Origin of the sequence: Alsobacter sp. KACC 23698 (genome assembly GCF_045348435.1) — a bacterium.
GTDB lineage: Bacteria > Pseudomonadota > Alphaproteobacteria > Rhizobiales > Beijerinckiaceae > Alsobacter.
The window spans coordinates 4,687,400-4,711,692 of the sequence record NZ_CP157484.1; the positions used below are offsets into that span (position 1 = coordinate 4,687,400).

Consider the following 24,293-nt stretch of genomic DNA (forward strand, 5'->3'; position numbering starts at 1 on the left):
GAGAGAGCCCTCAAGGACCTCCGCGCGGCCTCGTCGCCGGCGCGTCGAGGCCGAACCTCCTGCCCTTTCCAGGGTGTCGGCCGTTTCGAGGCGAGAGCTCGTCGGAACGCTCGGATCCGAGATCGTCGAGGATCGGACACGTGGGCCGGCCGTCGCCATGGCACTGGGCCGCCAGCCCTTCCAGCGCGGACGCCATCGCCTCCATCTCGCGGATGCGCCGGCGCAAGGCGGAGACGTGGCCAAGCGCCACCTCCTTGACCTCGGCGCTGGTGCGGCCGCCGTCGCGCCACAAGGCCAGCAGCCTCGCGATGCTGTCGACCGAGAAACCGAGGTCGCGGGCGCGCCGCACGAACGAGAGGTCGTCGACCTGGGCCTGCGTGTAGACGCGGTAGCCCGCCTCGGACCTGGCCGGCGGCGGAACGAGCCCGATCGACTCGTAGTAGCGGATCATCTTGGCCGAGAGGCCGGCCGCCGCCGCGGCTTCGCCGATATTCATGGCCTGATCTCCTGCACGGCCGTCCGACCGGCTTCAAATGGTGCTTCGTGGGCCGCGGCGCCTTGCGGAGCCGCAACGGCCGGAGCCTGGAAGCGGCGCAGCCGCAATGCGTTGCCGAGCACGAACACGCTGGATAACGCCATGGCTCCCGCGGCCAGCACCGGCGACAGCAAGGTCCCGTTCACCGGATACAGAGCTCCGGCGGCGACGGGGATCAGCACCACGTTGTAGGCGAACGCCCAGAACAGGTTCTGCGATATGTTGCGCAGCGTGGCCCGGCTGATGGCGACGGCCGCCACGACGGCCCGCAGGTCGCCGGACATCAGGACCACGTCGGCACTGCCGATGGCGACGTCCGTCCCGGTGCCGACGGCCAGGCCTACGTCGGCCTCCGCGAGAGCTGGCGCGTCGTTGATGCCGTCGCCGACGAACGCCACCGACCCGGCGCGCGCCCGCAGCTGCTTCAGGGCGGCGACCTTCCCGTCCGGCAGGACCTCGGCGAACACCTCGTCGATGCCGAGGCGGAGCGCCACGGCCGCCGCCGTGCCGGAGTTGTCGCCCGTGACCATCGCCACCTGGAGGCCAAGCGCATGAAGTGCGGCGACGGCCGCCGCGCTGGTCTCCTTGACTGGGTCGGAGACCGCGACGATGGCGGCGAGCCGGCCGTCCAGGGCCACGTACAAGGGCGTCTTGCCTTCGGACGCGAGCCGGGCTGCGTCCGCGGCGAACTCTCCCCCGTCCAGCCCGAGCGAAGTCATCAGGCGGTCGGACCCGACATGCACGCGCCGTCCCGCTACCACGGCGGTGGCGCCCGTTCCGGTCAGCGCCTCGAAATGCTCGGCCGGCCGGATCGCCGAGCCTTCCTGTTCGGCGGCCCTCACGATCGCCTCCCCGACGGGGTGCTCCGATCGCGCTTCGGCGGATGCCGCGAAAGAGAGCACCTCGGCGCGCTCGAAGCCGCGGGCGACGTGAAGGTCCGTGAGTTCGGGCCGCCCCTTGGTCAGGGTGCCCGTCTTGTCGAGCGCCACGACGGTGACGCCGCGCAACGCCTGCAGGGCGTCGCCCTTGCGGAACAACACGCCCATCTCGGCCGCGCGTCCCGCGCCGACCATGATCGAGGTCGGCGTGGCCAGCCCCATGGCGCAGGGGCAGGCGATGATCAGCACGGCCACGGCGTTGACCAGGGCGAACGGCAGCGCCGGTTCCGGACCGAAGACCAGCCAGACCGCGAAGGTGACTGCGGCCGCCGCCAGGACAGCCGGGACGAACCACATCGTCACCTTGTCGACCAGCGCCTGGATGGGCAGCTTGGCTCCCTGCGCCTCCTCGACCATGCGGATGATCCCGGCGAGCACCGTGTCGGCTCCGACGCGGGTCGCCTTGAAGCTGAAGGATCCGGTCCTGTTGACCGTGCCTCCAACGACCGCGGCCCCGGCCTCCTTGACGACGGGCGCCGGCTCACCGGTGATCATCGATTCGTCGACGAAGGACCGTCCCTCCACGACCTCCCCGTCGACCGGGATGGATTCGCCGGGTCGCACCAAGACCACGTCGCCGGCCGCCACGTCGGAGACCGGGATGTCCAGCGTGGAGCCGTGCCGGACGATGCGCGCGGTCCTGGGCTTCAACGTGACCAGGCGGCGGATCGCGTCGGACGTGCGTCCTCGCGCCCGCGCTTCCAGCATGCGGCCCAGCAGGATCAGCGTCACGATCACCGCCGCGGCCTCGAAGTAGATGTTGGCCGTGCCGTCGGGCAGAACCCCTGGCGCGAGGACGGAGACGGCGGAGAAGCCGTAGGCGGACATTGTCCCGACCGCGACCAGCGAGTTCATGTCCGGCGCGCCCCGCAGCAGCGCAGGGACGCCCTTTTGAAAGAAGCGCAGGCCCGGACCGAACAGGGCCACGGTGCACAGGGCGAACTGGATCGCCGCGCCGGCCCGTTCGCCGACGGTGTGCATGACCCACATGTGCATCGCCGGAACGAGGTGCGAGCCCATCTCCAGCACGACGATCGGCAGGGTCAGGATGCCGGCGAGCAGCAGAGCGTGGCGGAGCGACTTGCCTTCGGCCTCGCGCCGGGCTGCGTCCTTGTCGGGTGAAACGCCTGCGTGGCGTGCGATGGGCGCAGCCTGATAGCCGGCGTCCTCGACAGCACCCACGGCTGTTCCTACGTCGAAGCCGGGACCGACGAGGATCTCCGCCCGCTCAGTCGCGAGGTTGACGGAGGCGCCGCGCACGCCAGGCACGGCCTTCAGCGCCTTTTCCACCCGTCCGACGCAGGACGCGCAGGTCATCCCCTCGATGCCGAGCCGCACCTTGAGCGCGTCCTCGTTCAGTCCGGAATCAATCCTGGATTCGGCGATCTTGCCCATCGGTCCACTCCGTTCGGGTTGCGACGAGCACCGGAAATGGGCCTTCCCATGGTGGGAAGGTCAAGGCTGCAAAGCCGAAAGGGACCGGAAAAATCCCGCTTGACCTTGCCAGCGTTGGAAGGCGCAGCGTCGGATTTCCCCAACCGAACAAGGATCCTCGCCATGTGTTCTTGCAGCCAGCCCGACGCCCCGGCCGAACCCGCTCCCAAGGGCGCGGACGTGACGCTCAAGGTCGACGACATGACCTGCGGCCACTGCGCCGCGACGGTGACGAAGGCGGTCGAGAGCGCCATTCCGGGAACGCGCGTCGTCGCGGACCCGGCGACGCGCCTGGTGTCGGTCTTCGGCGCTCCCGACCTGCGGAAGGTCAAGGACTTGATCGCCGCCGCCGGCTACACGCCGGTCGAAGCGCGCTCGTCGACTTCCTGGTGAATCGCGGCAGCATCGACCACGAACTGATGCTCGACGCGCACGGGCTTGCCGAGATGCTTCAGCAGCGCGGCCTCGAGCCGGGCTCCGACCGCGGCGGAAGCGAGTCCTGACCCAAACACGACGTTGCCGCTGGCGATGGACGTGCGCGGATCCGCGAAGCCGAGACTGGCGCAGCTCCGCCATCGGCAATGCGCCGGTTCCGCCGACGTTCACGGCATGCAGGAGGGCGACGAGCCTGGTCGCCGGCAGCTTTCAGTGGGCGGCGGCGAACTCCCGCTCCACCCAGGCGCCGAAGGCCCGCACGTCGGGAGACGGCGGGATGCGGGCCGAGGTGACGAGCCAGTAGGCGGCCCCGGTGTCGACCCGGTGCTCGAATGGGGCGACGAGCTTGCCGTCGCGCAGCGCGTCGAGCGCCAGCGTGCGCCACGCCATCATGACGCCCTGGCCGGAGATGGCCGCGTCGAGACACAACGCGGAGTCGGAATAGGTGGGGCCCGCCCCGAGCGGGAACTCGGACGAACCCAGGCTGGCCAGCCAGACGTCCCAGAGCGACCGCGAGCCGTGGTCGCGGATCACGGGCGTGCGGGCGAGGTCGCCGATGGCCTTCAGGCCCTCCGCCACCTTCGGGCTGCACACGGGAAAGATCGTCTGGGCGACGAGCCGCTTGGCGCGGACCCGGGGCCAGCCGCCCTCGCCCACCCTGATGCCGACGTCGGCCTCGTTGGCGTCGAAGTTGGCGTGCGCCACCGTGGCGTCGATGCGCACCTGGATGTCGGGCCGCAAGGCATGGAAGCGTGACAGGCGCGGCACCAGCCACTTGTAGGCCAGCACCGGCGCGACGGAGACGACGAGAACGCGCCCGTCGCGCTCCGCGAGGCTCGCCAGCGCCTCTTCGATTTCGCGAAAGCCGGTGGTGAGCCCGGAGAGCAGTCTCTCGCCCGCCGGCGTCGGGGCGAGGCCCTTCTGGCTGCGTATGAACAGCGGCTGGCCGATCTGGAGCTCGGTGTTGCGCAGGTGCTGGCTCACCGCGCCGACGGTGACGCCGAGCTCCTCGGCGGCGCGCGCCAGGGAGCCGAGACGCCCCGCCGCCTCCACCGCCCGCAGCGCGTTGAGCTGGTGCCGGCGCAGCTGGGTCATGGAGTTCTCCTAAAGGTTCCGCCTGGATTGCTCCATTCCAGGACGAGCCGGCCCGGGCCAACGTGACATGGCGGCGAGGACCGGAGGCGGACATGGAGATCCTGAATGCGTTGCGCCGCGCTCTGGCCGGCATCCGCGACAGGCTGTCGGACGATCCGTGCGAGCGCGATCCGATCGACCATCCCGCCATCCGCAGGATGGACCTGGTCGAGCTCGCCGACCTTCCGTTCGAGCCGTATGTCCGCGCCGGCGGTCATGCCCACCTTGCCGATGGTCAGGCCCTCGATCCCGTCCACCGATGCGATGCGCACGGCGCTCTCCAGCACCGTCCGGCGGTTGCGGTCGCCGCGCACGCGGCGTCCGTCGACCTTGGCGGGCGGCTTGGGATCGGGCATCGGAGCCATCGCGCTCGTCTCTCCTCAGGCGGACGCGGCTGAAGGACAGGCGGAAGCCTGGGCGGCCTGCACGGCCGCCGTCATCCGCTCGGCCAGCCCGCGCGTGTCCCAGGAGACGCTGACGTCCCGGACGGCGACGGCCCTGAGACATAGCTGCGCGATCCGAGGTCGTCCGCGAGGTGGCGCACCAGCGCCTTCGTCCGCGCCGCCATGTGCCTCCTCCCGAGATGCACGACATGGATGGCTCGCAGCGGCGGCTCGAAAGCGGCGAGGAGCCTGACCAGGCGGCCGGCCCCGAGATCCTCGGCCACCTGATAGGACAGCGCCCGGGCGATGCCGACGCCGTCGCGCGCCAGGGCGAGCGCGGTTTCGACGTGGTTCACCGAGAACCGCGGCTCGAAACGCACGATCCGCGGACGACCCTCCTGCTCCAGCCGCCACTCCGCGGGTCCCGGCACGGAGCGGGTGAGGATCAGCGCGTGGCCGGAAAGCTCGCTCGGATCCATGGGACAGCCCGCCCGTTCGAGGTAGGCGGGCGAGGCGACCAGGTAGCGGCCGACTTCGCCGACCTGCCGGGCGACCAGTTCGGAATCCGGCAGGGCGCCGATGCGGATCGCCGCGTCGTAGCCGTCGCCAACGAGGTCGCGGTTGGCGTCGTCCAGCGTCAGGTCGACCGCGACGCCTTCGTGCGCCGCCATAAAGCGCGCGAGCGATGGCGCCACGTGCAAGCGCCCGAACACCACCGGCGCCGTGACGCGCACGCGCCCCGACAACTCGCCCCGCTGCTTCGCCGTGCGGGCGAGGGCGCCGTAGCCGGCCAGGAGCCCCCTCGCCTGCTCCTCCAGGTTGCGCCCTTCTTCCGTGACCGCCAGGCTGCGCGTGGTCCGATCGAACAGGCGCGCGCCCAGACGGTCCTCGAGCCCCGACAAGATGCGCGTGATCGCCGGCCCCGAGCGTCCGAGACGCCGCGCCGCGGCCGAGAGGCTGCCGGCGTCGAGCACGGCGAGGAACACTTCGAGTTCGAACAGACGATCCATTCTTCCGATTGTCGAAAGAATGAACTGCGGTTTCAAGGGATGGTTCGCCGCCGGCGGCTGCGCCAACGTGCCGGCGTCGCAAACCGATGGGGCGCCCATGTCCGAACCCAGCCTGATCCTTTACGGCACAAAGCTCTCCGGCCACGCCCACCGCGTCGAGGCTTTGCTGACGCAGCTCGGCCTATCCTACGAGTACCGCAGCGCGCCGGCCGAGGTCAGGCGCTCGCCGGAGTACCGGCGGATTACGCCGTTCGGACAGATCCCGGTGCTGATCGACAGCGGACGCGTCATACCCGATTCCGGCGCCATCCTGGTCCACCTCGCCCGGACCTACGACCGCGACGACGTCTGGCTGCCGCGCGACCTGGCGCTCGAAGTCGAGGTGCAGCGCTGGCTCGCCATCGCGGCCGGCGACATCCGTTTCGGGCCGGCGCTGGCCCGCCTCGCCGTACGCTTCGGCGTCGGGGCCGACCTCGCCATGGCGCACCACGTGGCGCTGGAGCTTTTCGCCTTCATGGAGACGCATCTCGACGGCCGCGACTGGCTGGTCGGGGAGCGTCCCACCATCGCCGACCTCGCCTGCTACCCCTACATCGCCGTGGCCGACGAAGGCGGGCTGAGGCTCGACAAGTATCCGCGGATCGAGGCCTGGATCGCCCGCGTCGAAGCCATCCCCGGCTTCGCCAGGATGCCGCGGTGAGGCCATGGTCGACACCCGCGCACCTTTCAACCCGTTCCACGTCGGCGAAATCGAGGCGCAGCGCCTGGCGGGCGTTGGCGTCGCGCACGCGCCGCTGAGGCCGTTCATGCCGGACCAGCACCGGCTGTTCTTCGCGCAACTGCCCTACGTGTTCCTGGCGACCCTCGACGCCGACGGGGCGCCTGCCGCCACCATGCTCGACGGCGAGCCGGGGTTCCTGTCCTCGCCCTCCCCCACGAGCCTGCTGCTGCGTCCGCGCGCCGACGACAGGGATCTCGTGCGCCGGCTGCTGGTCCCCGGCGCGCCGGTCGGGCTGCTCGGCATCGAGCTGCCCACCCGCCGGCGCAACCGCGCCAACGGCCGCATCGTCGAGGCGCGCGACGGCGCCTTCGCGATCGCGGTCGACCAGAGCTTCGGCAACTGCCCGCAGTATATCCACGCCAGGGCCATCGAGGCCGTGCTGCCGCGCGGCCGGGAGCCGCTGGAGCATCTGCCCGCCCTCGACGCCGAGGCGCTGGCGCTCGTCGCCCGGGCGTCCACCCTGTTCGTCGCCTCGGCGGCGGCGATCCGAGACGGCGGCGTCGACATGTCCCATCGCGGCGGCCGGCCGGGCTTCGTGCGGCTCGAAGGCGGCGAACTCGTCGTGCCCGAGTTCCGGGGCAACAACTACTACAACACCGTCGGCAACTTCCTGGTCGACCCCCGCGCCGCGCTGCTCGTCGTCGACTTCGAAACCGGAGACCTGCTGTCGATCGCCGGCCGCGTCGCCGTCGACTGGTCGCCCACCGTCAAGCCGGACGGTGCCCGCTTCGTCTGGCGCCTCGCGCCCGAGCGCGCCTGGCGTCTGCGCGCCGCCTCGCCCTACCGCTGGAGCGGGCCCGAGCTGTCGCCCGTCCTCGCCCGCACCGGCGACTGGCCAGCCTGAGCCCGGAACCCCTCAGACGTCAGCCTGGGCCCGTGCGGCGTCGGCGGCGGCGCGTGATGGGGAACCGCTCCCATCGGGCCGTGTTCTCCGGCGGAAGGAGACTCGACGATGACCGACGGATCGAACAGGCGCGACGGGGGCGTCGCCGCCCGGCGGAGCGGGCGCTGGGGCGGCGAGAGGCCGCGGATGACCCGCAGGCGGCCCGCCGCGATGGCGAGGCGGGACGGCGGATGGGGCGCGGCGGTCCGTTGAGCGGCCCTGTCGAGTCAGGCGAAGCCGAGGGACTGAGCTCGGTCCTGCACCGGAACATCGAAGCGCTCCGCCGCAGGCGGGAACGCGACGTCAAGCAGGCGGACTGGCAGGCGCGGCTGGCCGAACGCATCACCCGCTTCAGCGGCAGCATGGTGTTCGTCTATTGCCACCTGGCCGCGCTGGCGATCTGGATCGCGTGGAATGTCGGGCTCATTCCCGGCCTGAAGCCGTTCGACCCTTCATTCGTGATCCTGGCCACCGAGGCGTCGGTCGAGGCCATCTTCCTCTCGACCTTCATCCTGATCAGCCAGAACCGGGCCGCCGCCGCGGCGGACCGCCGGGACGACCTGGACCTCCAGATCAATCTGCTGGCCGAGCATGAAATCACCAAGCTCCTGCAGCTCACCGTCGCCATCGCCGATCGCCTCGGCGTTCATGGCGCGAAAAGCCCGGCTCTGGCCGAACTCAAGCAGGACGTCGCGCCCGAGGCGGTCCTGGACCGGCTGGAGGAGGATCGCGCCGAGGAAGCGCGGTGAAGGACGGGCTCGACAAAGGGCAAGGCCGCCAAAAAAAGGAACCGCCTCTTTTCGAGGCGGTTCCGGATCTCTCAAGCGTGACGCTCAGAACTTGTAGTTCACGCCCACGCGGACCACGCCGGCGTCGTTGTTCTTGCCCGAGCTGACCGTGACGGGCACGCGAGCGGCGGTGTAGACGAGGTTCCCGTCGTTGTTGCCGCGATCGATGTTGACGTAGAGGCCTTCGATCTTGGCCGTCCAGTTCGGGGTGAAGGCGTATTCGAGACCGCCGCCGATGGTCCAGCCGGCCTTCACGTTGTCGTTGTTGTTGAAGAACCCGCCGCCGCCGAAGCCGGCATAGGCGAGGCCGCCCGTCACGTAGAACAGGGCGCGGTCGAACGCGTAGCCGATGCGGCCGCGCACCGTTCCGAAGATGTGGTTCGAGCTGCCGCGGCCCACGCCGTACGGGGTGCCGAACGCATCATAGTAGACGACGCCGAAGTCGTTGTGATTACGGCCGAGGTCGGCGTAGTCGATGTCGGCTTCGACGCCGGCCACGAAGGAGCCGAACTGCCAGTTGTAGCCGGCCTGCACGCCGCCGACGAACCCGGAGTTGTCGCCCGAGCCGAACGACGTGGCGACGCCGGTGCGCGTGTTCAGGAACGTCACGTCCCGGCTGTTGGCGAAGGCTCCACCGGCGTTCAAGCCGATATAGAAGCCGGTCCAAGTGAACACGGGAGCGTAGACGACCGGTGCGGGGGCTTCGTATTTACGGCTGGGCAGGTCAGCCGCGAAAGCGGTCGACGCCGCCAGGACGCCGGCCAGTGCAAGAGGAAGAGATCGCATCACAGGGACTCCGTTGTTGGAGCGGCTATTTGCTCCTAAAAGTTGCATCGTGGCTAGCGCAAATGAGCAACAGGCGCCGTCGTTTTCGCCAGGGTCGAAGGCTTCGCTTGCCAGCGCGGGGGCTTTGGACGACAATCTGGGTCGTCTTCTTCCGGCTTGAGCTCCCGAGGAGGATGAAAACGGTCGCCGTTTCGCATCCGGCGGCCGTTTTGTTAATGGATGACTTTTGACGGGCGCAACGCCGCCCGCAAATGCTGCATGCAAAGCGCCAAATTGCTGAACGACGGGTCGCTACTCCCCGGCGCCGTGCGGACGTCGTCGGCGTCGAGATGCGCGAACAGGTCGCAACAGCCCAGGCGCCCCGCCACATTCGCCTCCTGACACGCGGCCGCGAAGGCGTCCCGGCGCCCGCCTGCGATGGACCGGACTTGCCCGGAGGGGGCACCCCTGGCCCTGGTCCGCGGAGCGCGCCGTCGACCCGATACCGTAAGATACTCAAGGCCGAGGCGTGACGAACCTATCCTGCCGAGGTTCATGAGCCTCGCTTCGCGAGCCGCCGGCGCACGGCGGATCCGCCGCGAACGCCGCAGGCATCGGAGCGACGCTGACGCTCGCTCCGCAGACTGGGACAGGGGGGACAGCACATGCGGATGGCATTCACCTGGGCCGTGGGGGCCTGCGCTCTCGGGGCGACGCTCTCGTCCGGCGCGCTCGCGCAGTCGGCGGGCGAACTTTCGGGCGCCTATGTGGGACCCGGGCAAAGCTGCGAGGACGTCTTCGTCACCCGTAACGGCAAGACCAGCTTCAAGACGCCGCGCAACGCCTTCAGTTCCGCCATCCTGATCCAGGGCGGACGGCTGAGCACGCCGCTGGCGACCTGCAAGATCGGCCGCTCGTCCAGGGACAAGACCGTGATCACCTTGAACCTCAACTGCACCAACGCCTTATCGCCGGAAGGCGTGAAGGCGTATGTGTTGCGCAGGGACGACGGGTCCCTGGTGCGCCTGTCCGGCCCGACCGAGACGGGCGGAGAGACCTACGAGCGTTGCGGCCGCTGAGGCTCGAGGGAGGGGCGCGGCCCGCTCGCGCCGGGGAGATCTGGCGAAGGAGCGCTCCTCGCCGATCACCGGCCCTGCATCAAGGGCTGCAGCACGCCCGTCACGCCGGTGATGACGATCTGGACGCCGACGCACAGCAGCAGGAAGGCGGAGAGCCGCATGATGACGCTCGTCCCCTCTGACCCGAGGATGCGCGCCATCCGCGCCACCCGCGCATAGGCGTGGAAGATCGCCAGGCAGACGACAGCGGCGACCATCACGGACCCCAGCTGCATCACGATCCCCTCTTCCGCGGCAGTGTGGTTCGCCGCCAACGTGATGGCGGTCGCGATGGTGCCGGGGCCGGTGGTGAGGGGGACCGTCAGGGGGAAAAAGGCTTGGCGCTCGATCTCGGCGAGCGATTGCGTCGAGCGCGGCTGGTCGCCGCCGTCGTGAGGCGTCTCGTGGAGCAGCGCCCAGCCGGCGGCGGTGACGACCAGACCGCCGGCGATCCGCAGCGCGGGAATGGAAATGCCGAAGAACCGCAGGATGAGGGTGCCGGCGAAGGTGGACACGACCAGGACGAAGAAGGCGTAGATCGCCACCCGGCGCGCGATGCTGGCCCGCTGCTTGTCGGAGAGCGCCATCGTCCGGCTCAGGAAGACGAAGGCCAGCCCATACGGGTTGATGATCGCGAACAGCGTTCCAAGTTCGAGGACGAGGGTTCTCAACACGTCAGCGCCGCCGTTACGGGGCTACGAGCGTCACGATGATGGAGCCCCATGTCGTGAGCAGGATATGGCCGATGGGAACGGCCGGCGTATAGCCAAGCACCGCGACCGGGCTTCCTGAGCGCTCCTGAACCGCCGCCATCGCGGCGGTCATGGTCTGCGCGCCGGCGATCGCGCCCAGCACTAGGACGAGGTTCATGCGCAAGACGTAGCACCCGAACAGCAGGCTGATGATGGGCGGCGTCAGGGTCACGATCATGCCGCCGAGGAGCAGCCCGAACCCCACCTCGGCCACGGCCTGGAAGAAGACGGGGCCCGCGTGCAGCCCGGTCATTCCGACGAAGGCCGCCAGGCCGAGCGACGTCATCAGGTTGACGGCTCCGTCCGGGATCCGCCCGAACAGGGGCAGGCGCGTCCGCAGATGCCCCACCAGGAGGCCGGCCAGCAACGTCCCGACGCTCGTGCTCAACGAGATCTTGAGCCCGGCGATCGGAAAAGTGACCAGAACGCCGACAAGCCCGCCCAGGAAGATCGCCAGACCGAGCACCACGAAGTCGGTGGAGGCGACGGGAGCGACCACCACGCCCAAACGCGCCGCCACGGCCTCGACCACGTCCTCCGGTCCCACCAGCCGCACGACGTCGCCTTTTTCCAGGGCCACGCCGGGCGCGATCGGAACCGGCTCCCCGCCTCTGCGCACCTCGCGCAGATAGATCCCGCGCGCCCAATCCTGCCGAGCGATCTCGGCGAGGCTGGAGCCAAGCGAGTCGGACTTCTGGATCAGCACGTCGACCGACGCCACGGGCATGTCGAGGAGCTCACGATCCTCCACCTCCTGGGCCCGCGCTCCGACATGGTCGACGATGGTCTCGCGGCGCCCCGAAATGGCCAGCACGTCCCCGGGTTGGAGACGCAGATCCGGTCGGGCCGGCAGGAGCGCGGCGCCGCGCCGGACGCGCTGGACGAAGAGCCGGTGCTCGCTGACGCCGCTCTCCGCCTGCGCCACCGTGAGGCCGGCCAGCGGAGAACCCTCTGGCAGGACATAGGCGCGGACCTCGAAACGTCTCCACGCCGAAGCGACGCCAGCGGCCTGGCGCGAGATGCCGAGGGACTTCTCCAGGGCCAGCGCCTCCTGGCGCAGGTCGGCGCCCATCAGCGTGGGCGCCACGATGCTGCAGAACAGGATCAATCCGGCCGTCCCGAACACGTAGCAGACGGCGTCCGCCACCGCGATATGGGCCACGTAGCGGGCCCGGTCCGCCTCGGGGATCGCCAGGGCGTTGATCGCCTCGGTGGCGGTCCCCATGGCGGGGCTTTCCGTCAAGGCGCCGGACAGGAGGCCCGCCGCAAAACCGGGATCGAGATGAAGATAGCGGGCGACGGCCACGGCCACGGCGAGCCCGCTGACGGCGCTCACCAGCGCCACCAGCACGGGCTTCAGCCCATCCCGGCGCAGGGCCTGCAGGAATTGCGGTCCGACCGAGTAGCCGATCCCGAAGAGGAAGAGCAGGAACAGGAAGGATTTCGTCATCGCCGAGGTCGGCGGCTCGGCGAAGCGCCCCACCACGATGCCGGCCAGGAGGGAGCCGGTCACCGGTCCAAGCCCGATGCCGGCCACCTTGAACCCGCCGATCCAGTAGCCCGCGCTGATCACCAGGAAGAGCGTCAGCTCGGGATACCGGACGAGGAAATCGTGGAACCAGGCGAGCACGGCGTTCCTCCGAACAGATCCAGGCCCTGGCGCCAGCCAGCGCGGCTGCATCATGGGTCCGAAGCTCGACGGCGGGCAGTGTCTTACTGTAGCTCGGCCGAATGCGGCCGCGATCGACGCCGTCTCGGTCCCGACCGCACCCCGGTCAGCGTGTCCTGGAGGTCCGTGGGAGGCCTTCAGCCTACAGTAAGATACCTGCCAGCCGCTCGCCGAAGTGCTTTGATCATCGCACGCGCTTCGAGTGAACGGGCCGCCCATGCCGCAGCGATGCTTCGACGCCTCGGTGATCGCTCGACCTCCATCGGCAGCCCCACGATGCGGCCAGGACGGCGTCGGCCCGCGTGGCCAGTCCGTGACCCGAATTCCCCGAAAGTCACCCGACATTCAGCGAAAAGGGAGATCCCAGATGTTCAAGGCAATTGCGATCGGCGTCGCCGTGGTCGGCCTCGGCCTGAGTTCGGCTCAGGCGCAGACTGCGTCATCTTCCGCAGCCTCGTCCGAAAGGCTCAGCAGCGCCGATCTCAGCGCCATCCTGGACGCCCGGGTGGCGGCGACCAAATTCGCCCTGCAACTGACTCCCGAGCAGCTGAAATTGTGGCCCCCGGTGGAGGAGGCGATCCGCGCCAGGGCGGCCGTGCGCCACGCGCGGGTCGCCAGGCTGCAATCGGGGCAGTGGGAAGAGGCCAGCATCGTCGAGCTGATGCGGCAACGCGCCGACAACCTCATGCAGCGCGGCGCCAGCTTGAAGAAGCTTGCGGACGCCTGGCAGCCTTTGGCCGCGACGCTGACCGAGGAGCAGAAGCACCGCTTGGCGGTCCTGGCCCTCTTCGTGCTCCGCGAAGCGCGGGAAATGCTGCCGCGCAACCAGTCGTCCGACAGCTGGGAGGACGGCGGCGAGGATTGATCGCGCGATTGCGCTGCGTCCCGCGCGAGTTCGCGCCGATCGGGATGCTTCAGCCGCAGCGCGGCGCGACCCGCGATGGCCGACGCGCTGCGATCTGATCTGCCGGGTTCACGCCTGTGCGCCCGGCGTTTCGGGAGTGGAGGTCGTGATGAAGAAGCTTGCTACTTACGCCCTGGCGGCCGTGGTCGCGCAGGCCCTCATTGTCGCGTCCCCGGCGTCCGCCCAGTGGCGTGGCGGCGGGGGACACTGGGGCGGCGGGTGGGGCCATGCCGGATGGGGTCATGGCGGATGGGGCCGTGCCGGGTGGGGCCACGCCGGGTGGGGCGGCGGTTGGGGAGGATGGCGCGGCGGCGGATGGGGCTGGGGGGCCGGGCTTGCGGCGGGGCTGACCGGCCTCGCGATCGGCTCCGTCCTGGCGAGCCCCGCCTATGGCTACGGCTACCCTTATGACGGTCTGTATGACGGCGTGGGCTATGCCGATGGCTGGGACCCGTATGTGGCGGACCCGTATTACGGCGTCAGCTATGCGCCCGTCTATGCGGCGCCCCGCGTGGTGGTCGTTCGCAGAACCTACTACTACCCGCGTCGGGTCTACCGGCGGCACGCCTATTGGGGACCGGCCTACTACCCTCGCGCCGCCTACCGGACAGCCTATGTGAGGCACGCGGCCTGGCGCGGTCGCCGTTATTGGCGCTGACGAGGGGCGCGGGCCCGTCGAGGGACGAGCCTCTCTCGCCCGGCGGCCGCGCGCCTCCTAGGCGGCGCCGCGGCTGGCGGTGCGGAGCCTCTCCGCGTAGACGTTGATGATCAGGGCGGCCAGCAGGATGAGGCCGCGGATCAGGATCTTCAGGAAGCTGTCGATGTTGACGTGGTCGAGGCCGTTGTTGAGCACGCCGAGCACGAACAGCCCCAGGATCGTGTTGCCGATGCCGCCGCGCCCGCCGAACAGGCTGGTGCCGCCCACCACCACGGCCGCGATGGCGTCCAGCAGGTAGCTGTCGAACTCGTTTTGCTGGGCGCTGCCGAAATACGCGACGCCCAGCATGCCGGCCACGCCGGAGCACACCGCCGAGATCACCAGCGCCGCGCCCACCACCAGGCCCGCATTGACGCCCGAATTCTCGGCCGCCTCCCGGTTGCCGCCGACCATGTAGACGTAGCGGCCGAAGCGCGTGTAGGTCAGCGTCACATGGGCGACCAGCAGGAAAAGGGCGGCCACGATCACGATCCAGGGCACGCCCAGGAACGAGCGGGAGCCCAGCGTGGCGATCAGCGGCGGCACCGAATAGGCGATCTGGCCGCGCACCAGGAGCGCGCTGACGCCCGCGCCGATCTGCATCATCGCCAGGGTCATGATGAAGGACGGGATCCCGATCCGGGTCACCCCGAACGCCGTCACGAGGCCGAGGAGCCCACAGGCGGCGAGCGCCAGCAGGATGGCGGCGAAGCCCGGAAGGGGCAGGTTCGCGATGTTCACGCTGGCGTCCTGCAGGGTGAAGAACGCGACCACGATGCCGGTGGCGTTCGCCACCGCGGCGACGCTGAGATCGATTTCGGCCGTCAGGATCACGAAGGTGAGCCCGACCGCGATGATCCCCGTCACCGAGACCTGCTGGAGGATGTTCCAGACATTGCCGACGGTCGCGAAGGACGGGCTCGCGACGGAGAAGAACAGCACCAGGACCAGCAAGGTCAGCAGGGGCGCGATGTTGCGCAGGCGCTGGGCCAGCCAGCCGCCGGCGCGCTGGGCGAAGGGAGGCCGGCTGGCGGGTGTCGTCGTCGCATCCATCGATGGGGTCCCCTGGGCAGGCTCGTAGAGGTGGGCCGACGGCCGGGCGCGCCGGAAAGGCTAGGCGGCGGCCAGCAGGTCCTCCTTGGAGACGCCGCGCTCGGCGAATTCATGGACGATCTCGCCCCGGCGCAGGACCACGATGCGGTCCGCCATGGACAGCACCGTCTCCGGCTCGGTCGACAGGATGATCACGGCGATGCCCTGCTCCTTGAGGGAGCGCACGATGCGCACGACGTCCTCCTTGGCCCCGACATCCATGCCGCGCGTCGGCTCGCACAACACCAGCACCCGCGGCGGGCGGGTGAGCCAGCGCGCCAGCGCCACCTTCTGCTGGTTGCCGCCCGACAGCGCGCCGAGGCGCGTCTCGGGCCCGGGCGCGCGAATGTTCAGGGCCTGGATGTGCCCTTTCGCGATGGCGCGTTCGCGGTCCGGCTTCAGCCAGATCCGCGAGATCGTCTCCAGGATCGAGATCGAGACGTTGCGGTAGATCGGCTCCTCGCCGAACAGCATCGCGCGCCGGCTTTCCGGCACGAACGCGACGCCGGCGCGCTTGGCGTCGGCCGTGTTGCCCAGCCTGACCTCCCTTCCGGCGATGCGGATCTCGCCCCCGCCCGGCTGCAGCTTGCCGAACAGCGCGCGCGACAGCTCGATCTGCCCGCAGCCCATAGAGCCGTAGACGCCCAGCGCTTCGCCGGCCCTGACCTGGAAGCTCACATCCTTGAAGGCGGGCGCATGCGTCAGCCCGATGGCCTCCAGGGCCACAGGCGCGCCGCCGGGCCCCGCGAGGCGCACCGTCCCGGTCCAGCTCTCCTCCAGGTCGGCCGCGTGCGGGCCGATCATGCGGGCGATCAGCCAGCCCTTGTCGGTGGCGGGCGACACCCGCTCTGTCACGACCTTGCGGCCGTTGCGGAACACCGACACGACGTCGGAGACGCGCAGGACGTCGTCCAGGAAATGCGAGATGAAGACGATGCTGCGGCCCTCCTGCCTGAGGAGGCGCAGGACGCCGAAGAGGCGCTCCGTCTCGGGCGGCGACAGGGCCGAGGTCGGCTCGTCCAGGATGATGAGGTCCGCACCGGAGAAGAGCACCCGGCCGAGTTCGACGAGCTGCTGCACCCCGATGGGCAGGAGCCCGGCCGGCGCGTCGACGTCGACGTCCAGCCCGAGCCGGGCCAGCAGATCGCGCGCGCCGCGCCGCATGGCGGGCCAGTCCACCAAGCCGAAGCGGTTGGTCGGCTGCGCGCCGAGATAGACGTTCTCGGCCACGCTCAGGTCCGGCGCGATGCTGAGCTCCTGGTGCACCATGCCGATCCCGGCCGCGAGCGCGTCGCGGGAGCCCCGGAACCGGGTCTCCCGCCCGCGCACGCGCATGACGCCGCCGAAGTCCGGGTGGACTCCGGCGATGATCTTCATCAGCGTGCTCTTGCCGGCGCCGTTCTCGCCGACGAGTCCATGGATCTCGCCGGGCGCGAGCGCCAGGTCGACGTCCCGCAGCGCCTGCACGCCGCCAAACGCCTTGGAGATCCCGACCAGCTCCAGGATGGGCTCGACCGCCATCACGCCCCCGCCGGCTAGATCAGGAACTGCTCTTCCATCCACGCCATGCCGGCGGCGTTCGCCTTAGTGACGACCGGGCCATCCGTGATGATGTGCTTGGGAATGTCGGTTCCGGTCTTGGCCCCGTTCATGACGGCGGCCACGCCGGCCACGATCGCGCCGCCATGGATGCGGCAGGACGGATTGCGCACGGTCGCGAACATGCGCCCGTCGCTGACCGCCGCGATGGCGGGCGGCATGGCGTCGACGCCGCCGATCTTGATCTCGGTCCGGCCTTTGGCCTTCATGACGTTGTAGGCGGCGAGCGCCATGTCGTCGTTGTGGAAGAACGCGGCGTCGATCTTGGGGTGCTTGGTGAGATAGCTCTCCCACAGCCGCACCGCCTTGGTGACGTCCCAGTCCGCCGGCTGCGTCTCCAGAACCTCGATCTTGGGAAATTTCTTCACGACCGAGTCGAAGCCTCGCGCCCGTCCCTGCGCGCCGGTGTGGCCCAGCGCGCCCTGGGTCATGATCACCTTGCCCTCGCCGCCGATGGCGTCCACCAGGGCCTGCGTGACGGACGCGCCCATGAACTCGTTGTCGGGCGCCAGGAAGGTGTGGACGTTGATGCTATCCAGCGGCGCGATCAGCGTGTCCATGTCGATCACGGGCGTGCCGCCCTCGATCATGCGGTTGACCGGCGCCGTCAGGGTGCCGATGCCGAAGGCCTGGATGGCGACGAAGTCCCACTTCTGGGAGGCCATGTTGTCGATGGCGGAGCGCTGCTTCACGGCGTCGAGCTGGCCGTCGAACCAGGTCACCTCGACGTTGAAGAGCTTGCCCCAATATTCGGCCGCCTGCTTGCCCTGGGCGCACCAGGTGGCCTGAAGGCCGGCGTTGGAGAAAGCGGCCTTGAGCGGCTTGCTGGACCGGCCGGCTTCCTTCGCCATCGCGGCCGCCATGAATGGGCTCACGCCCATGCCTCCGAAGAGTGCGGCGGCCCCTGCCGCCGCCGCGGAACCGAGCATGAGGCCGCGCCGGGACGCCCCGACGGAATCGTCTTGGGTCATGGTTTCCTCCACTGAGATCCGGACCTTTGCGGCCCGGTATCAGGAATGAAGCTGGCACGGCGCACAGGCCGAGTCACGGGCGATCTGTGGACGGCGCGGCAGCTCCACGCGCCGTGCATCGCGCTGTCGGGTCAGCGGCCCGCGCCCGGGGCGCCGCCCTCCGGTCCGCTCCCGCCGCGCGCCCTGCGGGCCAGCGGGTAGCCCAGCCACACGCCCGTCAGGACCACGAAGACGCCGCAGCCCAGCGCGGCCGCGACCGGAAGGGAGCCCAGCGCCTTCCGGGAGACCACGAAGGCCTCCAGCGCCAACGCGCCCGCGAGCGGCGCCGTCGAGAGCAGGACGAGTCGGCCGCCCAGCCGCAGCAGGGCCGGCGAATCCTCGCCCGCATAGACGCTGCGATGATAGGCGGCGGGCGTCATCAGCAGCGCCACCGTGAGGGCGACGAGCAGCAGCGCCGCCACATGGGCGAGCCTCGAGCCGGCCGGCAGGCCCGGGAAGGCTTGCGTCAGCACCACGCTGAGCTGGAAGCCGAGCAGCGCCTGCGCGCCCGGAAGGATGGTCCGGGCCTCGGTGAGCATATGATCGATCTTGTGGGAGAGCGGCGTCTCCTCGGCCTTGCGTTGCTTCGCCATGCGTCTTTGATCCTGTCCCTTGCGCCGCCGCCGGACCAGGCCCAGCGCGGTCCAGAGCCCCAGGGCCGTCAGGCCGACGCCCACTCCCGCGGCGACGCCCCAGGGCGACCCGTAGACGCTGCGGACCGCGATGAAGACGTCGGCGCCCAGCGCCAGGGCCAGCGGCGGCAGCGCGACGGCCAGGCCCCGATTGATCCATGCGGCGGCGCGCGGCGTCGACTCGCCGTTCTCCAGGACGGCGTGCAGCATGGAGGGCGAGACCAGCGCGCACAGGCTGGCCAGCAGCATCGCGAGGCCGCAGATCTGCGCCAGCTTGGAGCCGGCCGGCAGGGCCTCGAATCCCGGCTGGAAGACGCCCTGGAACTGGAAGCCGATCAGCACCTGCGCGCCCAAGGTGAGCATGCGCAGTTCGTCCAGGCCGATCTTGATCTTCTCCACCGCGCCCATCGCCCGGACCAACGACGAAGGCCGCCGGCGGGCTGCGCCGCGGGCGCGCGGCGTACGGCGCCAGCCGATCCGACGCGGCGTCAGCCGCGCAGGCCGGGCGCCTCCTGGCCGGTGCGGGCGACGTATTCGGCGTAGCCCCCGCCATACTGGTGCACCCCGTCCGGGGTCAGCTCGAGCACGCGGTTGGACAGGGCGCCCAGGAAGCGCCGGTCATGCGAGACGAACAGCATGGCGCCCTCATAGTCGGCCAGCGCCGCGATCAGCATCTCCTTGGTGGCCATGTCGAGATGGTTGGTGGGCTCGTCCAGGACCAGGAAGTTCGGCGGGTCGTAGAGCATGCGGGCCATCACCAGCCGGGCCTTCTCGCCGCCCGACAGCACGCGGCACCTCTTCTCCACGTCGTCGCCGGAGAAGCCAAAGCAGCCCGCCAGCGCCCGCAGCGAACCCTGCCCGGCCTGCGGAAAGGCGTCCTCCAGGGACTGGAACACCGTGCGCTCGCCGTCGAGGATCTCCATCGCGTGCTGCGCGAAGTAGCCCATCTTGACGGCGCCGCCCAACGCCACGGAGCCGTCGTCCGGCGCCGTGGAGCCGGTCACCAGCTTCAGGAGCGTCGACTTGCCCGCGCCGTTCACCCCCATCACGCACCAGCGCTCGCGACGGCGGACCTGGAAATCCAGCCCGTCATAGATGGGGCGGTCGCCGTAGCGCTTGCGGACGTTCTTGAGGCTGACGACGTCCTCGCCCGAGCGCGGCGCGGGCGGGAAGTCGAACGACACCGTCTGCCGGCGCTTCGGGGGCTCGACCCGGTCGATCTTCTCCAGCTTCTTGACGCGGCTCTGGACCTGCGCGGCGTGGGAGGCGCGCGCCTTGAATCGCTCGATGAACTTGATCTCCTTGGCCAGCATCGCCTGCTGGCGCTCGAACTGCGCCTGCTGCTGCTTCTCGTTCAGCGCCCGCTGCTGCTCGTAGAACGCATAGTCGCCCGAATAGGTGGTCAGCGAGCCGCCGTCGATCTCCACGATCTTGTTGACGATGCGGTTCATGAACTCGCGGTCGTGCGAGGTCATCAAAAGCGCGCCCTCATAGCCCTTGAGGAACGTCTCCAGCCAGATCAGGCTCTCCAGGTCGAGATGGTTGCTGGGCTCGTCCAGCAGCATCACGTCCGGTCGCATCAGCAGGATGCGGGCCAGCGCGACGCGCATCTTCCAGCCGCCCGACAGCGCCCCGACGTCGCCGTCCATCATGGCCTCGGTGAAGCTCAAGCCGGCCAGGACTTCGCGCGCCCGGCCGTCGAGGGCGTAGCCGTCGAGCTCCTCGAAGCGGGCCTGGACCTCGCCATAGCGCTCGATGATCTCGTCCATGCGGTCGGCCTGGTCGGGATCCGCCATGGCGGTCTCGAGCGCGCGCAGCTCCGCCGCGACGGCGCTGACCGGCCCCGCGCCGTCCATCACCTCGGCCGCGGCGCTGCGGCCCGCCATCTCGCCGACGTCCTGGCTGAAATAGCCGATGGTGACGCCGCGATCGACGGCCACCTGACCCTCGTCGGGCGCCTCCTGGCCGGTGACCATGCGAAACAGCGTCGTCTTGCCCGCGCCGTTGGGACCGACGAGCCCGATCTTCTCGCCCCGCTGGAGCGCCGCCGACGCCTCGATGAAGAGGATCTGGTGGCCGTTCTGCTTGCTGATGTTCTCAAGTCGGATCATGGGGCTCGCGGGACCTGTCTTCGTGCAGGGCCGGCTTAGGGCATGTCGGCTCCGCGCGGAAGAGCCGAAGAGCCGAAACGGATCGCGGCCGCCCCATTGACGCGGCGCGATCGCGGCCGAGTTCTATGCGGTGTTCCACCCGAGGAGGCGCCCATGACCCATCCCGTTCTCACGCCAGGCGCGGTCGCCGTGGTCACCGGCGGGGCCGGAGGGATCGGCCTTGCGGCCGCCGCCCGCTTCGCCCGGCTCGGCATGAGGGTCTGCATCGCCGACGTCGAATCCGACCGGCTCCGGCAGGCCGCTCTCGACCTGGAGGCGCAGGCGCCGGGCGGCGCGGCGGACGTGATGGCGAGCGCGACCGACGTCAGTTCCCGCGACGCGCTGAAGCGGCTCGAGGCCGACGTCCTGGAGCGGTTCGGGAGCGTCGACCTCCTCATGAACAACGCCGGAATCCAGCCCGGCAGCGCGCTCTTCGGCGATCCGGATGCGTGGCGGCGCATCCTCGACGTCAACCTCCTCGGCGTCATTCATGGGACGCAGGTCTTCGGTCCGGGCATGATCGAGCGCGGCCGGCCGGGGCTCATCGTCAACACCGGCTCCAAGCAGGGCGTCACCACGCCGCCGGGCGATCCGGCCTACAATGTCTCCAAGGCGGGCGTGAAGGTCTTCACCGAGGCGCTGGCGCATGAGCTGCGCAACATCCCCGGCGCCAGGATCAGCGCCCATCTGCTGATCCCCGGTTTCGTCTTCACGGGCCTCACCGCCAAGGGCCGCGCCGTGAAGCCGGCCGCGGCCTGGACGCCCGAGCAAACAGTCGACTTCATGCTCGGCCGGTTGGAGGCAGGCGACTTCTACATCCTCTGCCCCGACAATGACGTCCCGCGCGAGCTGGACGAACGCCGGATCCTCTGGGCCGCCGAGGACATCGTCCGCAATCGGCCGGCGCTGTCGCGCTGGCATCCGGACTATGCGGACGCCTTCGCGGCCTTCGTGAAGGCCGGAACCCCGTCGGGCTGACCGCGAAGAAAGACCGAAGTCGAACGCTGATCCGGCTATGAAGCGCAGGCGACTGCGGCTATCGTGGCGACGTGACGGTTCCTTTCGGGGATCAAAAGGGAACGCAGTGAAGGCCCAAAGCCCGATGCTGCGGCTGCCCCCGCAACTGTGAGCGGCGAGCGACGGCGCGTGGACCACTGGCCTTTCGGGGCTGGGAAGGGCGCCGGGGCGACGACCCGCAAGCCAGGAGACCTGCCGTCACGACATCGGAATTCGGGCGGGGCGTCCGAAGGTGCGACAGGGTCCGGGCGCATGCACGGCCGTTTCGTCCTTCGTATTCCTCCCCGGTGAGCAACTCGGGGTGAGAATATGTTGCAGAACGCCTCCCAACACGTCGCCGCGCCGGTCCGCATCGAGGCGGGCGTCGCCCTCCAGGCGTTTTTCGCCATTCTGCTCGGCGTCTTCGTCGTCGGCTTTGCGGGCTTCTCGCAGATCGACGCGGTCCACAACGCCGCGCATGACACGCGCCACGCCAACGCCTTCCCCTGCCACTAGGGGTCGGCCGTGTCCGTCTTCAGGTCCATCGTCTTCACCGCGGCGGCGGCGGGGCTCCTGGTCGGCTTGGCGGTGACCGCCGTCCAGCATGTCCGCACCGTTCCGCTGATCCACAAGGCGGAGATCTACGAGAAGCAGGCGGAAGCGGCGCCTCCCGCGCCCGCCCCCGCTGCGCATGACCATCCGGCCGGAACGTCCGCGCATGACCACGGCGCGGCGGCCTGGGAGCCCGCTGACGGGCTCGAGCGCAACGCCTACACGGCGCTGTTCAACGTGGTCGAGTGGGTGGGCTTCGGCCTGTGCCTCGCCGGGGCGCTCGTGCTGCTGCGCCGTCCGCCGACCTGGCGGGAGGGCCTGTTCTGGGGCATGGGCGGCTTCGCGGCCTTCGTGATCGCGCCGGGCCTCGGCTTGCCGCCGGAACTCCCCGGCGCCCCCGCGGCCGATCTGGTCGCCCGCCAGGCGTGGTGGATCGGCACCGCGGCCGCAACCGCAGGAGGCCTCGGGCTCATCGCGCTCGGCCGGACGGCCATGACCAGCGCCATCGGGGCGGCCCTTCTCGTCCTCCCCCACCTGATCGGGGCGCCTCACGCGGTCGAAGCTTCGTCGAACGTGCCGGAGGCGCTGTCGCGCCAGTTCGTCGCGGCCGTCACGGTCACCACCTTCATCTCATGGGCGCTGCTGGGCGTGCTGACCGGCCATTTCCTGCAGCGGTTCGGCGGACACCGCGACCTGACGGCCTGACGCTCCGCTCATCGCCCGGCGCACGTCGCGGCTGGTGAGGTGGAACCGCGCCGCTGGCGCCAGGCCCCGGCGGGCGATCTTGTCCGCCGCCGCCGCCTCGAACGCCGCCGCGTTCCGGTCGTAGAACGCCAGGCACTCGGCGGCCTGCGGCTCTTCCCCGGTCGACGCGCGTCCCAGCAGGACCCGGAACGCGCGGCGGTGCACGAGGCACCCCGCGCCATGCCCCGCCGGCTGGAACTCAAGCGCGTCCGCCGCCTGGCCCCAGGCCGCCGCCGCGGTCATTCCACCTTGCCGATCTTGCGCGTCGCCACGATCAGCCGCGCGCTGTCGGACGCCACGAAGCGGGCGAAGGCGTCCGCATCCTGGTAGGCCGGCGGGCTTCCGGCCCGCTCGAAGATCTTCAGGGTCTCGGGGTCGCTCATCACGGTCTGCAGCGCCCCCCGCAGGCGCGCCAGGACGGGTTCGGGCAAGCCTTTGGGGGCGAACAGCCCCGCCCAGATGTAGAATTCGACGTCAGGGTAGCCCAGCTCCTGGAAGGTGGGCGTGTCGGGGAATTCGGCGACCCGGCTCGCGCCCCAATTGGCCAGCACGCGCAACGAGCCGGCGTCGGCGTGGGGCTTCAGGACGCCCGGCGCGGAGGCGATCGCCTGGATCTGCCCCGACAGGAGATCGTTCAGCGCCGGCCCCGCGCCCCGATAGGGCACGTGCAGGAGCTTGATCCCGGCCGATGCGGCGAACATCTCCATGGCGACATGCAGGGTGCCGTAGCTTCCCGACGAGCCGTACGGGATAGCCCCCGGCCTGGACTTGGCGTCGTTGACGAGGTCCTGCACGCTTCGCCAGGGCGCGCTCGCCGGCACGGCCAGCAAGGTCGGGTCCGCCAGCACGCGCCCGATCGGGACGAGCTGGTCCACCTCGTAGGAGGGCGCCCGGTCGAAGAGGCGCGCCGATTCCGGCAGCACCGCCAGGGAGGAGAGCGTCATCAGGAGCGTGTGCCCATCGGGCGGGGCGTGCGCCGCCGCGGCGTTGCCGACGGCCCCTCCCGCCCCGGCCCGGTTCTCCACCACGACGGGCTTTCCGAGCAGCTTCTCCAGGGCGGCCGCCACGGGCCGGGCGGCGAGATCGGCCTGACCGCCGGGCGGGAACGGCGCGATGATCATGATCGGCCGGTTCGGCCAGTTCGCCTGGGCGCGGGCGCCGGCGGGCGCGAGGGCGAACGCCGAGGCCGCTCCAAGCCCGGCTACGAAATGACGTCTGTCCATGGGGGGTCACCTGGTCTGGCGCAGGCGGGGGCGCCCCGCGCGGCGCCATCGTGCCTTCTTGGCCGCTCC

General features: G+C 70.2%; 25 protein-coding genes, 1 pseudogene and 1 riboswitch. Of the genes and pseudogenes, 10 read left to right on the forward strand and 16 right to left on the reverse strand.

All coding sequences use genetic code 11. The features are described 5' to 3' along the window. Nucleotides 1–10: 10 nt before the first annotated feature. Both cueR and ABEG18_RS22415 read right to left on the reverse strand, forming a co-directional pair. A complete protein-coding gene (cueR, locus tag ABEG18_RS22410) occupies nucleotides 11–496 on the reverse strand; it encodes a Cu(I)-responsive transcriptional regulator (RefSeq protein ID WP_406855254.1) in 486 nt (161 codons plus the stop codon). Continuing rightward, entirely contained in the window at nucleotides 493–2,868 is a 2,376-nt protein-coding gene (locus ABEG18_RS22415; protein ID WP_406855255.1) for a heavy metal translocating P-type ATPase, read from the reverse strand. Before ABEG18_RS22415 ends, cueR begins: the two co-directional genes overlap by 4 nt. 162 nt (nucleotides 2,869–3,030) lie before the next feature. On the opposite strand from ABEG18_RS22415, the gene ABEG18_RS22420 reads away from it, so the two are divergent. After that, nucleotides 3,031–3,300 carry a heavy-metal-associated domain-containing protein gene (locus tag ABEG18_RS22420; protein ID WP_406855256.1) on the forward strand — a complete coding sequence of 90 codons (270 nt, stop codon included), beginning with the start codon at nucleotides 3,031–3,033 and terminating at the stop codon, nucleotides 3,298–3,300. Between the two features lie 44 nt (nucleotides 3,301–3,344). On the opposite strand, the pseudogene ABEG18_RS22425 reads toward ABEG18_RS22420, so the two are convergent. The 4 genes and pseudogenes from ABEG18_RS22425 to ABEG18_RS22440 form a co-directional block, all read right to left on the reverse strand. Next, a pseudogene (locus tag ABEG18_RS22425) lies at nucleotides 3,345–3,483 on the reverse strand (DUF1697 domain-containing protein); the annotation flags it as partial. Between the two features lie 69 nt (nucleotides 3,484–3,552). Continuing rightward, complete coding sequence (locus tag ABEG18_RS22430) at nucleotides 3,553–4,437, reverse strand: LysR substrate-binding domain-containing protein (RefSeq protein ID WP_406855257.1); 885 nt, start codon at nucleotides 4,435–4,437, stop codon at nucleotides 3,553–3,555. Then, nucleotides 4,434–4,832 carry a hypothetical protein gene (locus ABEG18_RS22435; protein ID WP_406855258.1) on the reverse strand — a complete coding sequence of 133 codons (399 nt, stop codon included), beginning with the start codon at nucleotides 4,830–4,832 and terminating at the stop codon, nucleotides 4,434–4,436. The genes ABEG18_RS22430 and ABEG18_RS22435 overlap by 4 nt, the downstream gene beginning before the upstream one ends. Before the next feature lie 80 nt (nucleotides 4,833–4,912). Beyond that, entirely contained in the window at nucleotides 4,913–5,869 is a 957-nt protein-coding gene (locus tag ABEG18_RS22440) for a LysR family transcriptional regulator (protein WP_406855259.1), read from the reverse strand. 97 nt (nucleotides 5,870–5,966) lie between these two features. Between ABEG18_RS22440 and ABEG18_RS22445 the strand changes: the two genes are divergently transcribed. From ABEG18_RS22445 to ABEG18_RS22455, 3 genes are all read left to right on the forward strand, one after another. Beyond that, nucleotides 5,967–6,569 (forward strand): glutathione S-transferase family protein, encoded by a 603-nt coding sequence (locus ABEG18_RS22445; protein WP_406855260.1) that lies wholly within the window; start codon nucleotides 5,967–5,969, stop codon nucleotides 6,567–6,569. A 4-nt stretch (nucleotides 6,570–6,573) separates the two neighbouring features. After that, entirely contained in the window at nucleotides 6,574–7,494 is a 921-nt protein-coding gene (locus ABEG18_RS22450) for a pyridoxamine 5'-phosphate oxidase family protein (protein WP_406855261.1), read from the forward strand. A 248-nt stretch (nucleotides 7,495–7,742) separates the two neighbouring features. After that, entirely contained in the window at nucleotides 7,743–8,282 is a 540-nt protein-coding gene (locus tag ABEG18_RS22455) for a DUF1003 domain-containing protein (RefSeq protein WP_406855262.1), read from the forward strand. 84 nt (nucleotides 8,283–8,366) lie between these two features. Here ABEG18_RS22455 and ABEG18_RS22460 read toward each other — a convergent pair whose 3' ends face one another. Then, nucleotides 8,367–9,107: an outer membrane protein gene (locus ABEG18_RS22460; RefSeq protein ID WP_406855263.1), complete on the reverse strand. Its 741-nt coding sequence runs from the start codon at nucleotides 9,105–9,107 to the stop codon at nucleotides 8,367–8,369. A gap of 644 nt (nucleotides 9,108–9,751) precedes the next feature. On the opposite strand from ABEG18_RS22460, the gene ABEG18_RS22465 reads away from it, so the two are divergent. Further along, nucleotides 9,752–10,165: a hypothetical protein gene (locus ABEG18_RS22465; protein WP_406855264.1), complete on the forward strand. Its 414-nt coding sequence runs from the start codon at nucleotides 9,752–9,754 to the stop codon at nucleotides 10,163–10,165. Nucleotides 10,166–10,230: 65 nt separating this feature from the next. On the opposite strand, the gene ABEG18_RS22470 is transcribed toward ABEG18_RS22465, so the two are convergent. Both ABEG18_RS22470 and ABEG18_RS22475 read right to left on the reverse strand, forming a co-directional pair. Further along, complete coding sequence (locus tag ABEG18_RS22470) at nucleotides 10,231–10,875, reverse strand: MarC family protein (RefSeq protein WP_406855265.1); 645 nt, start codon at nucleotides 10,873–10,875, stop codon at nucleotides 10,231–10,233. Nucleotides 10,876–10,891: 16 nt separating this feature from the next. After that, nucleotides 10,892–12,586 carry a TrkA C-terminal domain-containing protein gene (locus tag ABEG18_RS22475; protein ID WP_406855266.1) on the reverse strand — a complete coding sequence of 565 codons (1,695 nt, stop codon included), beginning with the start codon at nucleotides 12,584–12,586 and terminating at the stop codon, nucleotides 10,892–10,894. Nucleotides 12,587–12,992: 406 nt separating this feature from the next. On the opposite strand from ABEG18_RS22475, the gene ABEG18_RS22480 reads away from it, so the two are divergent. Then, on the forward strand, nucleotides 12,993–13,490 hold the full coding sequence (locus tag ABEG18_RS22480) for a Spy/CpxP family protein refolding chaperone (protein ID WP_406855267.1): 498 nt from the start codon (nucleotides 12,993–12,995) through the stop codon (nucleotides 13,488–13,490). Nucleotides 13,491–13,638: 148 nt separating this feature from the next. Further along, entirely contained in the window at nucleotides 13,639–14,187 is a 549-nt protein-coding gene (locus tag ABEG18_RS22485; RefSeq protein ID WP_406855268.1) for a hypothetical protein, read from the forward strand. Nucleotides 14,188–14,244: 57 nt separating this feature from the next. On the opposite strand, the gene ABEG18_RS22490 is transcribed toward ABEG18_RS22485, so the two are convergent. The 5 genes from ABEG18_RS22490 to ABEG18_RS22510 form a co-directional block, all read right to left on the reverse strand. After that, nucleotides 14,245–15,279: an ABC transporter permease gene (locus tag ABEG18_RS22490; RefSeq protein WP_406855269.1), complete on the reverse strand. Its 1,035-nt coding sequence runs from the start codon at nucleotides 15,277–15,279 to the stop codon at nucleotides 14,245–14,247. Between the two features lie 60 nt (nucleotides 15,280–15,339). Next, entirely contained in the window at nucleotides 15,340–16,839 is a 1,500-nt protein-coding gene (locus ABEG18_RS22495; protein ID WP_406855270.1) for a sugar ABC transporter ATP-binding protein, read from the reverse strand. Between the two features lie 14 nt (nucleotides 16,840–16,853). Further along, a complete protein-coding gene (locus ABEG18_RS22500; RefSeq protein WP_406855271.1) occupies nucleotides 16,854–17,888 on the reverse strand; it encodes a sugar ABC transporter substrate-binding protein in 1,035 nt (344 codons plus the stop codon). Nucleotides 17,889–18,019: 131 nt separating this feature from the next. Continuing rightward, the gene (locus tag ABEG18_RS22505) at nucleotides 18,020–18,958 is read right to left on the reverse strand and encodes a DUF6328 family protein (protein ID WP_406855272.1); all 939 of its coding nucleotides are present in this window, start codon (nucleotides 18,956–18,958) and stop codon (nucleotides 18,020–18,022) included. An 89-nt stretch (nucleotides 18,959–19,047) separates the two neighbouring features. Next, nucleotides 19,048–20,670 carry an ABC-F family ATP-binding cassette domain-containing protein gene (locus ABEG18_RS22510; protein WP_406855273.1) on the reverse strand — a complete coding sequence of 541 codons (1,623 nt, stop codon included), beginning with the start codon at nucleotides 20,668–20,670 and terminating at the stop codon, nucleotides 19,048–19,050. Between the two features lie 153 nt (nucleotides 20,671–20,823). Between ABEG18_RS22510 and ABEG18_RS22515 the strand changes: the two genes are divergently transcribed. From ABEG18_RS22515 to ABEG18_RS22525, 3 genes are all read left to right on the forward strand, one after another. After that, the gene (locus ABEG18_RS22515; protein WP_406855274.1) at nucleotides 20,824–21,687 is read left to right on the forward strand and encodes an SDR family NAD(P)-dependent oxidoreductase; all 864 of its coding nucleotides are present in this window, start codon (nucleotides 20,824–20,826) and stop codon (nucleotides 21,685–21,687) included. Between the two features lie 58 nt (nucleotides 21,688–21,745). Further along, nucleotides 21,746–21,941, forward strand: a riboswitch (cobalamin riboswitch). A 94-nt stretch (nucleotides 21,942–22,035) separates the two neighbouring features. Next, nucleotides 22,036–22,221, forward strand: coding sequence for a CbtB-domain containing protein (locus tag ABEG18_RS22520; RefSeq protein WP_406855275.1), 186 nt, complete (start codon nucleotides 22,036–22,038; stop codon nucleotides 22,219–22,221). Between the two features lie 9 nt (nucleotides 22,222–22,230). Next, nucleotides 22,231–22,962 carry a CbtA family protein gene (locus tag ABEG18_RS22525; protein ID WP_406855276.1) on the forward strand — a complete coding sequence of 244 codons (732 nt, stop codon included), beginning with the start codon at nucleotides 22,231–22,233 and terminating at the stop codon, nucleotides 22,960–22,962. Here ABEG18_RS22525 and ABEG18_RS22530 read toward each other — a convergent pair. Continuing rightward, a complete protein-coding gene (locus ABEG18_RS22530) occupies nucleotides 22,888–23,244 on the reverse strand; it encodes a hypothetical protein (protein WP_406855277.1) in 357 nt (118 codons plus the stop codon). The genes ABEG18_RS22525 and ABEG18_RS22530 overlap by 75 nt on opposite strands. Next, entirely contained in the window at nucleotides 23,241–24,224 is a 984-nt protein-coding gene (locus tag ABEG18_RS22535; RefSeq protein ID WP_406855278.1) for a tripartite tricarboxylate transporter substrate binding protein, read from the reverse strand. The genes ABEG18_RS22530 and ABEG18_RS22535 overlap by 4 nt, the downstream gene beginning before the upstream one ends. Nucleotides 24,225–24,293 lie beyond the last annotated feature (69 nt).

Excerpts from the sequence above, each read along its gene's own strand:
- ABEG18_RS22460 (WP_406855263.1), bottom strand. The coding sequence starts at position 9,107 with ATGCGATCTCTTCCTCTTGCACTGGCCGGCGTCCTGGCGGCGTCGACC.
- ABEG18_RS22465 (WP_406855264.1), top strand. The coding sequence starts at position 9,752 with ATGCGGATGGCATTCACCTGGGCCGTGGGGGCCTGCGCTCTCGGGGCG.
- ABEG18_RS22490 (WP_406855269.1), bottom strand. The coding sequence starts at position 15,279 with ATGGATGCGACGACGACACCCGCCAGCCGGCCTCCCTTCGCCCAGCGC.
- ABEG18_RS22450 (WP_406855261.1), top strand. The coding sequence starts at position 6,574 with ATGGTCGACACCCGCGCACCTTTCAACCCGTTCCACGTCGGCGAAATC.
- ABEG18_RS22440 (WP_406855259.1), bottom strand. The coding sequence starts at position 5,869 with ATGGATCGTCTGTTCGAACTCGAAGTGTTCCTCGCCGTGCTCGACGCC.
- ABEG18_RS22495 (WP_406855270.1), bottom strand. The coding sequence starts at position 16,839 with ATGGCGGTCGAGCCCATCCTGGAGCTGGTCGGGATCTCCAAGGCGTTT.
- cueR (WP_406855254.1), bottom strand. The coding sequence starts at position 496 with ATGAATATCGGCGAAGCCGCGGCGGCGGCCGGCCTCTCGGCCAAGATG.
- ABEG18_RS22415 (WP_406855255.1), bottom strand. The coding sequence starts at position 2,868 with ATGGGCAAGATCGCCGAATCCAGGATTGATTCCGGACTGAACGAGGAC.
- ABEG18_RS22520 (WP_406855275.1), top strand. The coding sequence starts at position 22,036 with ATGTTGCAGAACGCCTCCCAACACGTCGCCGCGCCGGTCCGCATCGAG.
- ABEG18_RS22510 (WP_406855273.1), bottom strand. The coding sequence starts at position 20,670 with ATGATCCGACTTGAGAACATCAGCAAGCAGAACGGCCACCAGATCCTC.
- ABEG18_RS22480 (WP_406855267.1), top strand. The coding sequence starts at position 12,993 with ATGTTCAAGGCAATTGCGATCGGCGTCGCCGTGGTCGGCCTCGGCCTG.
- ABEG18_RS22485 (WP_406855268.1), top strand. The coding sequence starts at position 13,639 with ATGAAGAAGCTTGCTACTTACGCCCTGGCGGCCGTGGTCGCGCAGGCC.
- ABEG18_RS22515 (WP_406855274.1), top strand. The coding sequence starts at position 20,824 with ATGACCCATCCCGTTCTCACGCCAGGCGCGGTCGCCGTGGTCACCGGC.
- ABEG18_RS22530 (WP_406855277.1), bottom strand. The coding sequence starts at position 23,244 with ATGACCGCGGCGGCGGCCTGGGGCCAGGCGGCGGACGCGCTTGAGTTC.
- ABEG18_RS22500 (WP_406855271.1), bottom strand. The coding sequence starts at position 17,888 with ATGACCCAAGACGATTCCGTCGGGGCGTCCCGGCGCGGCCTCATGCTC.
- ABEG18_RS22435 (WP_406855258.1), bottom strand. The coding sequence starts at position 4,832 with ATGCCCGATCCCAAGCCGCCCGCCAAGGTCGACGGACGCCGCGTGCGC.
- ABEG18_RS22420 (WP_406855256.1), top strand. The coding sequence starts at position 3,031 with ATGTGTTCTTGCAGCCAGCCCGACGCCCCGGCCGAACCCGCTCCCAAG.
- ABEG18_RS22535 (WP_406855278.1), bottom strand. The coding sequence starts at position 24,224 with ATGGACAGACGTCATTTCGTAGCCGGGCTTGGAGCGGCCTCGGCGTTC.
- ABEG18_RS22445 (WP_406855260.1), top strand. The coding sequence starts at position 5,967 with ATGTCCGAACCCAGCCTGATCCTTTACGGCACAAAGCTCTCCGGCCAC.
- ABEG18_RS22430 (WP_406855257.1), bottom strand. The coding sequence starts at position 4,437 with ATGACCCAGCTGCGCCGGCACCAGCTCAACGCGCTGCGGGCGGTGGAG.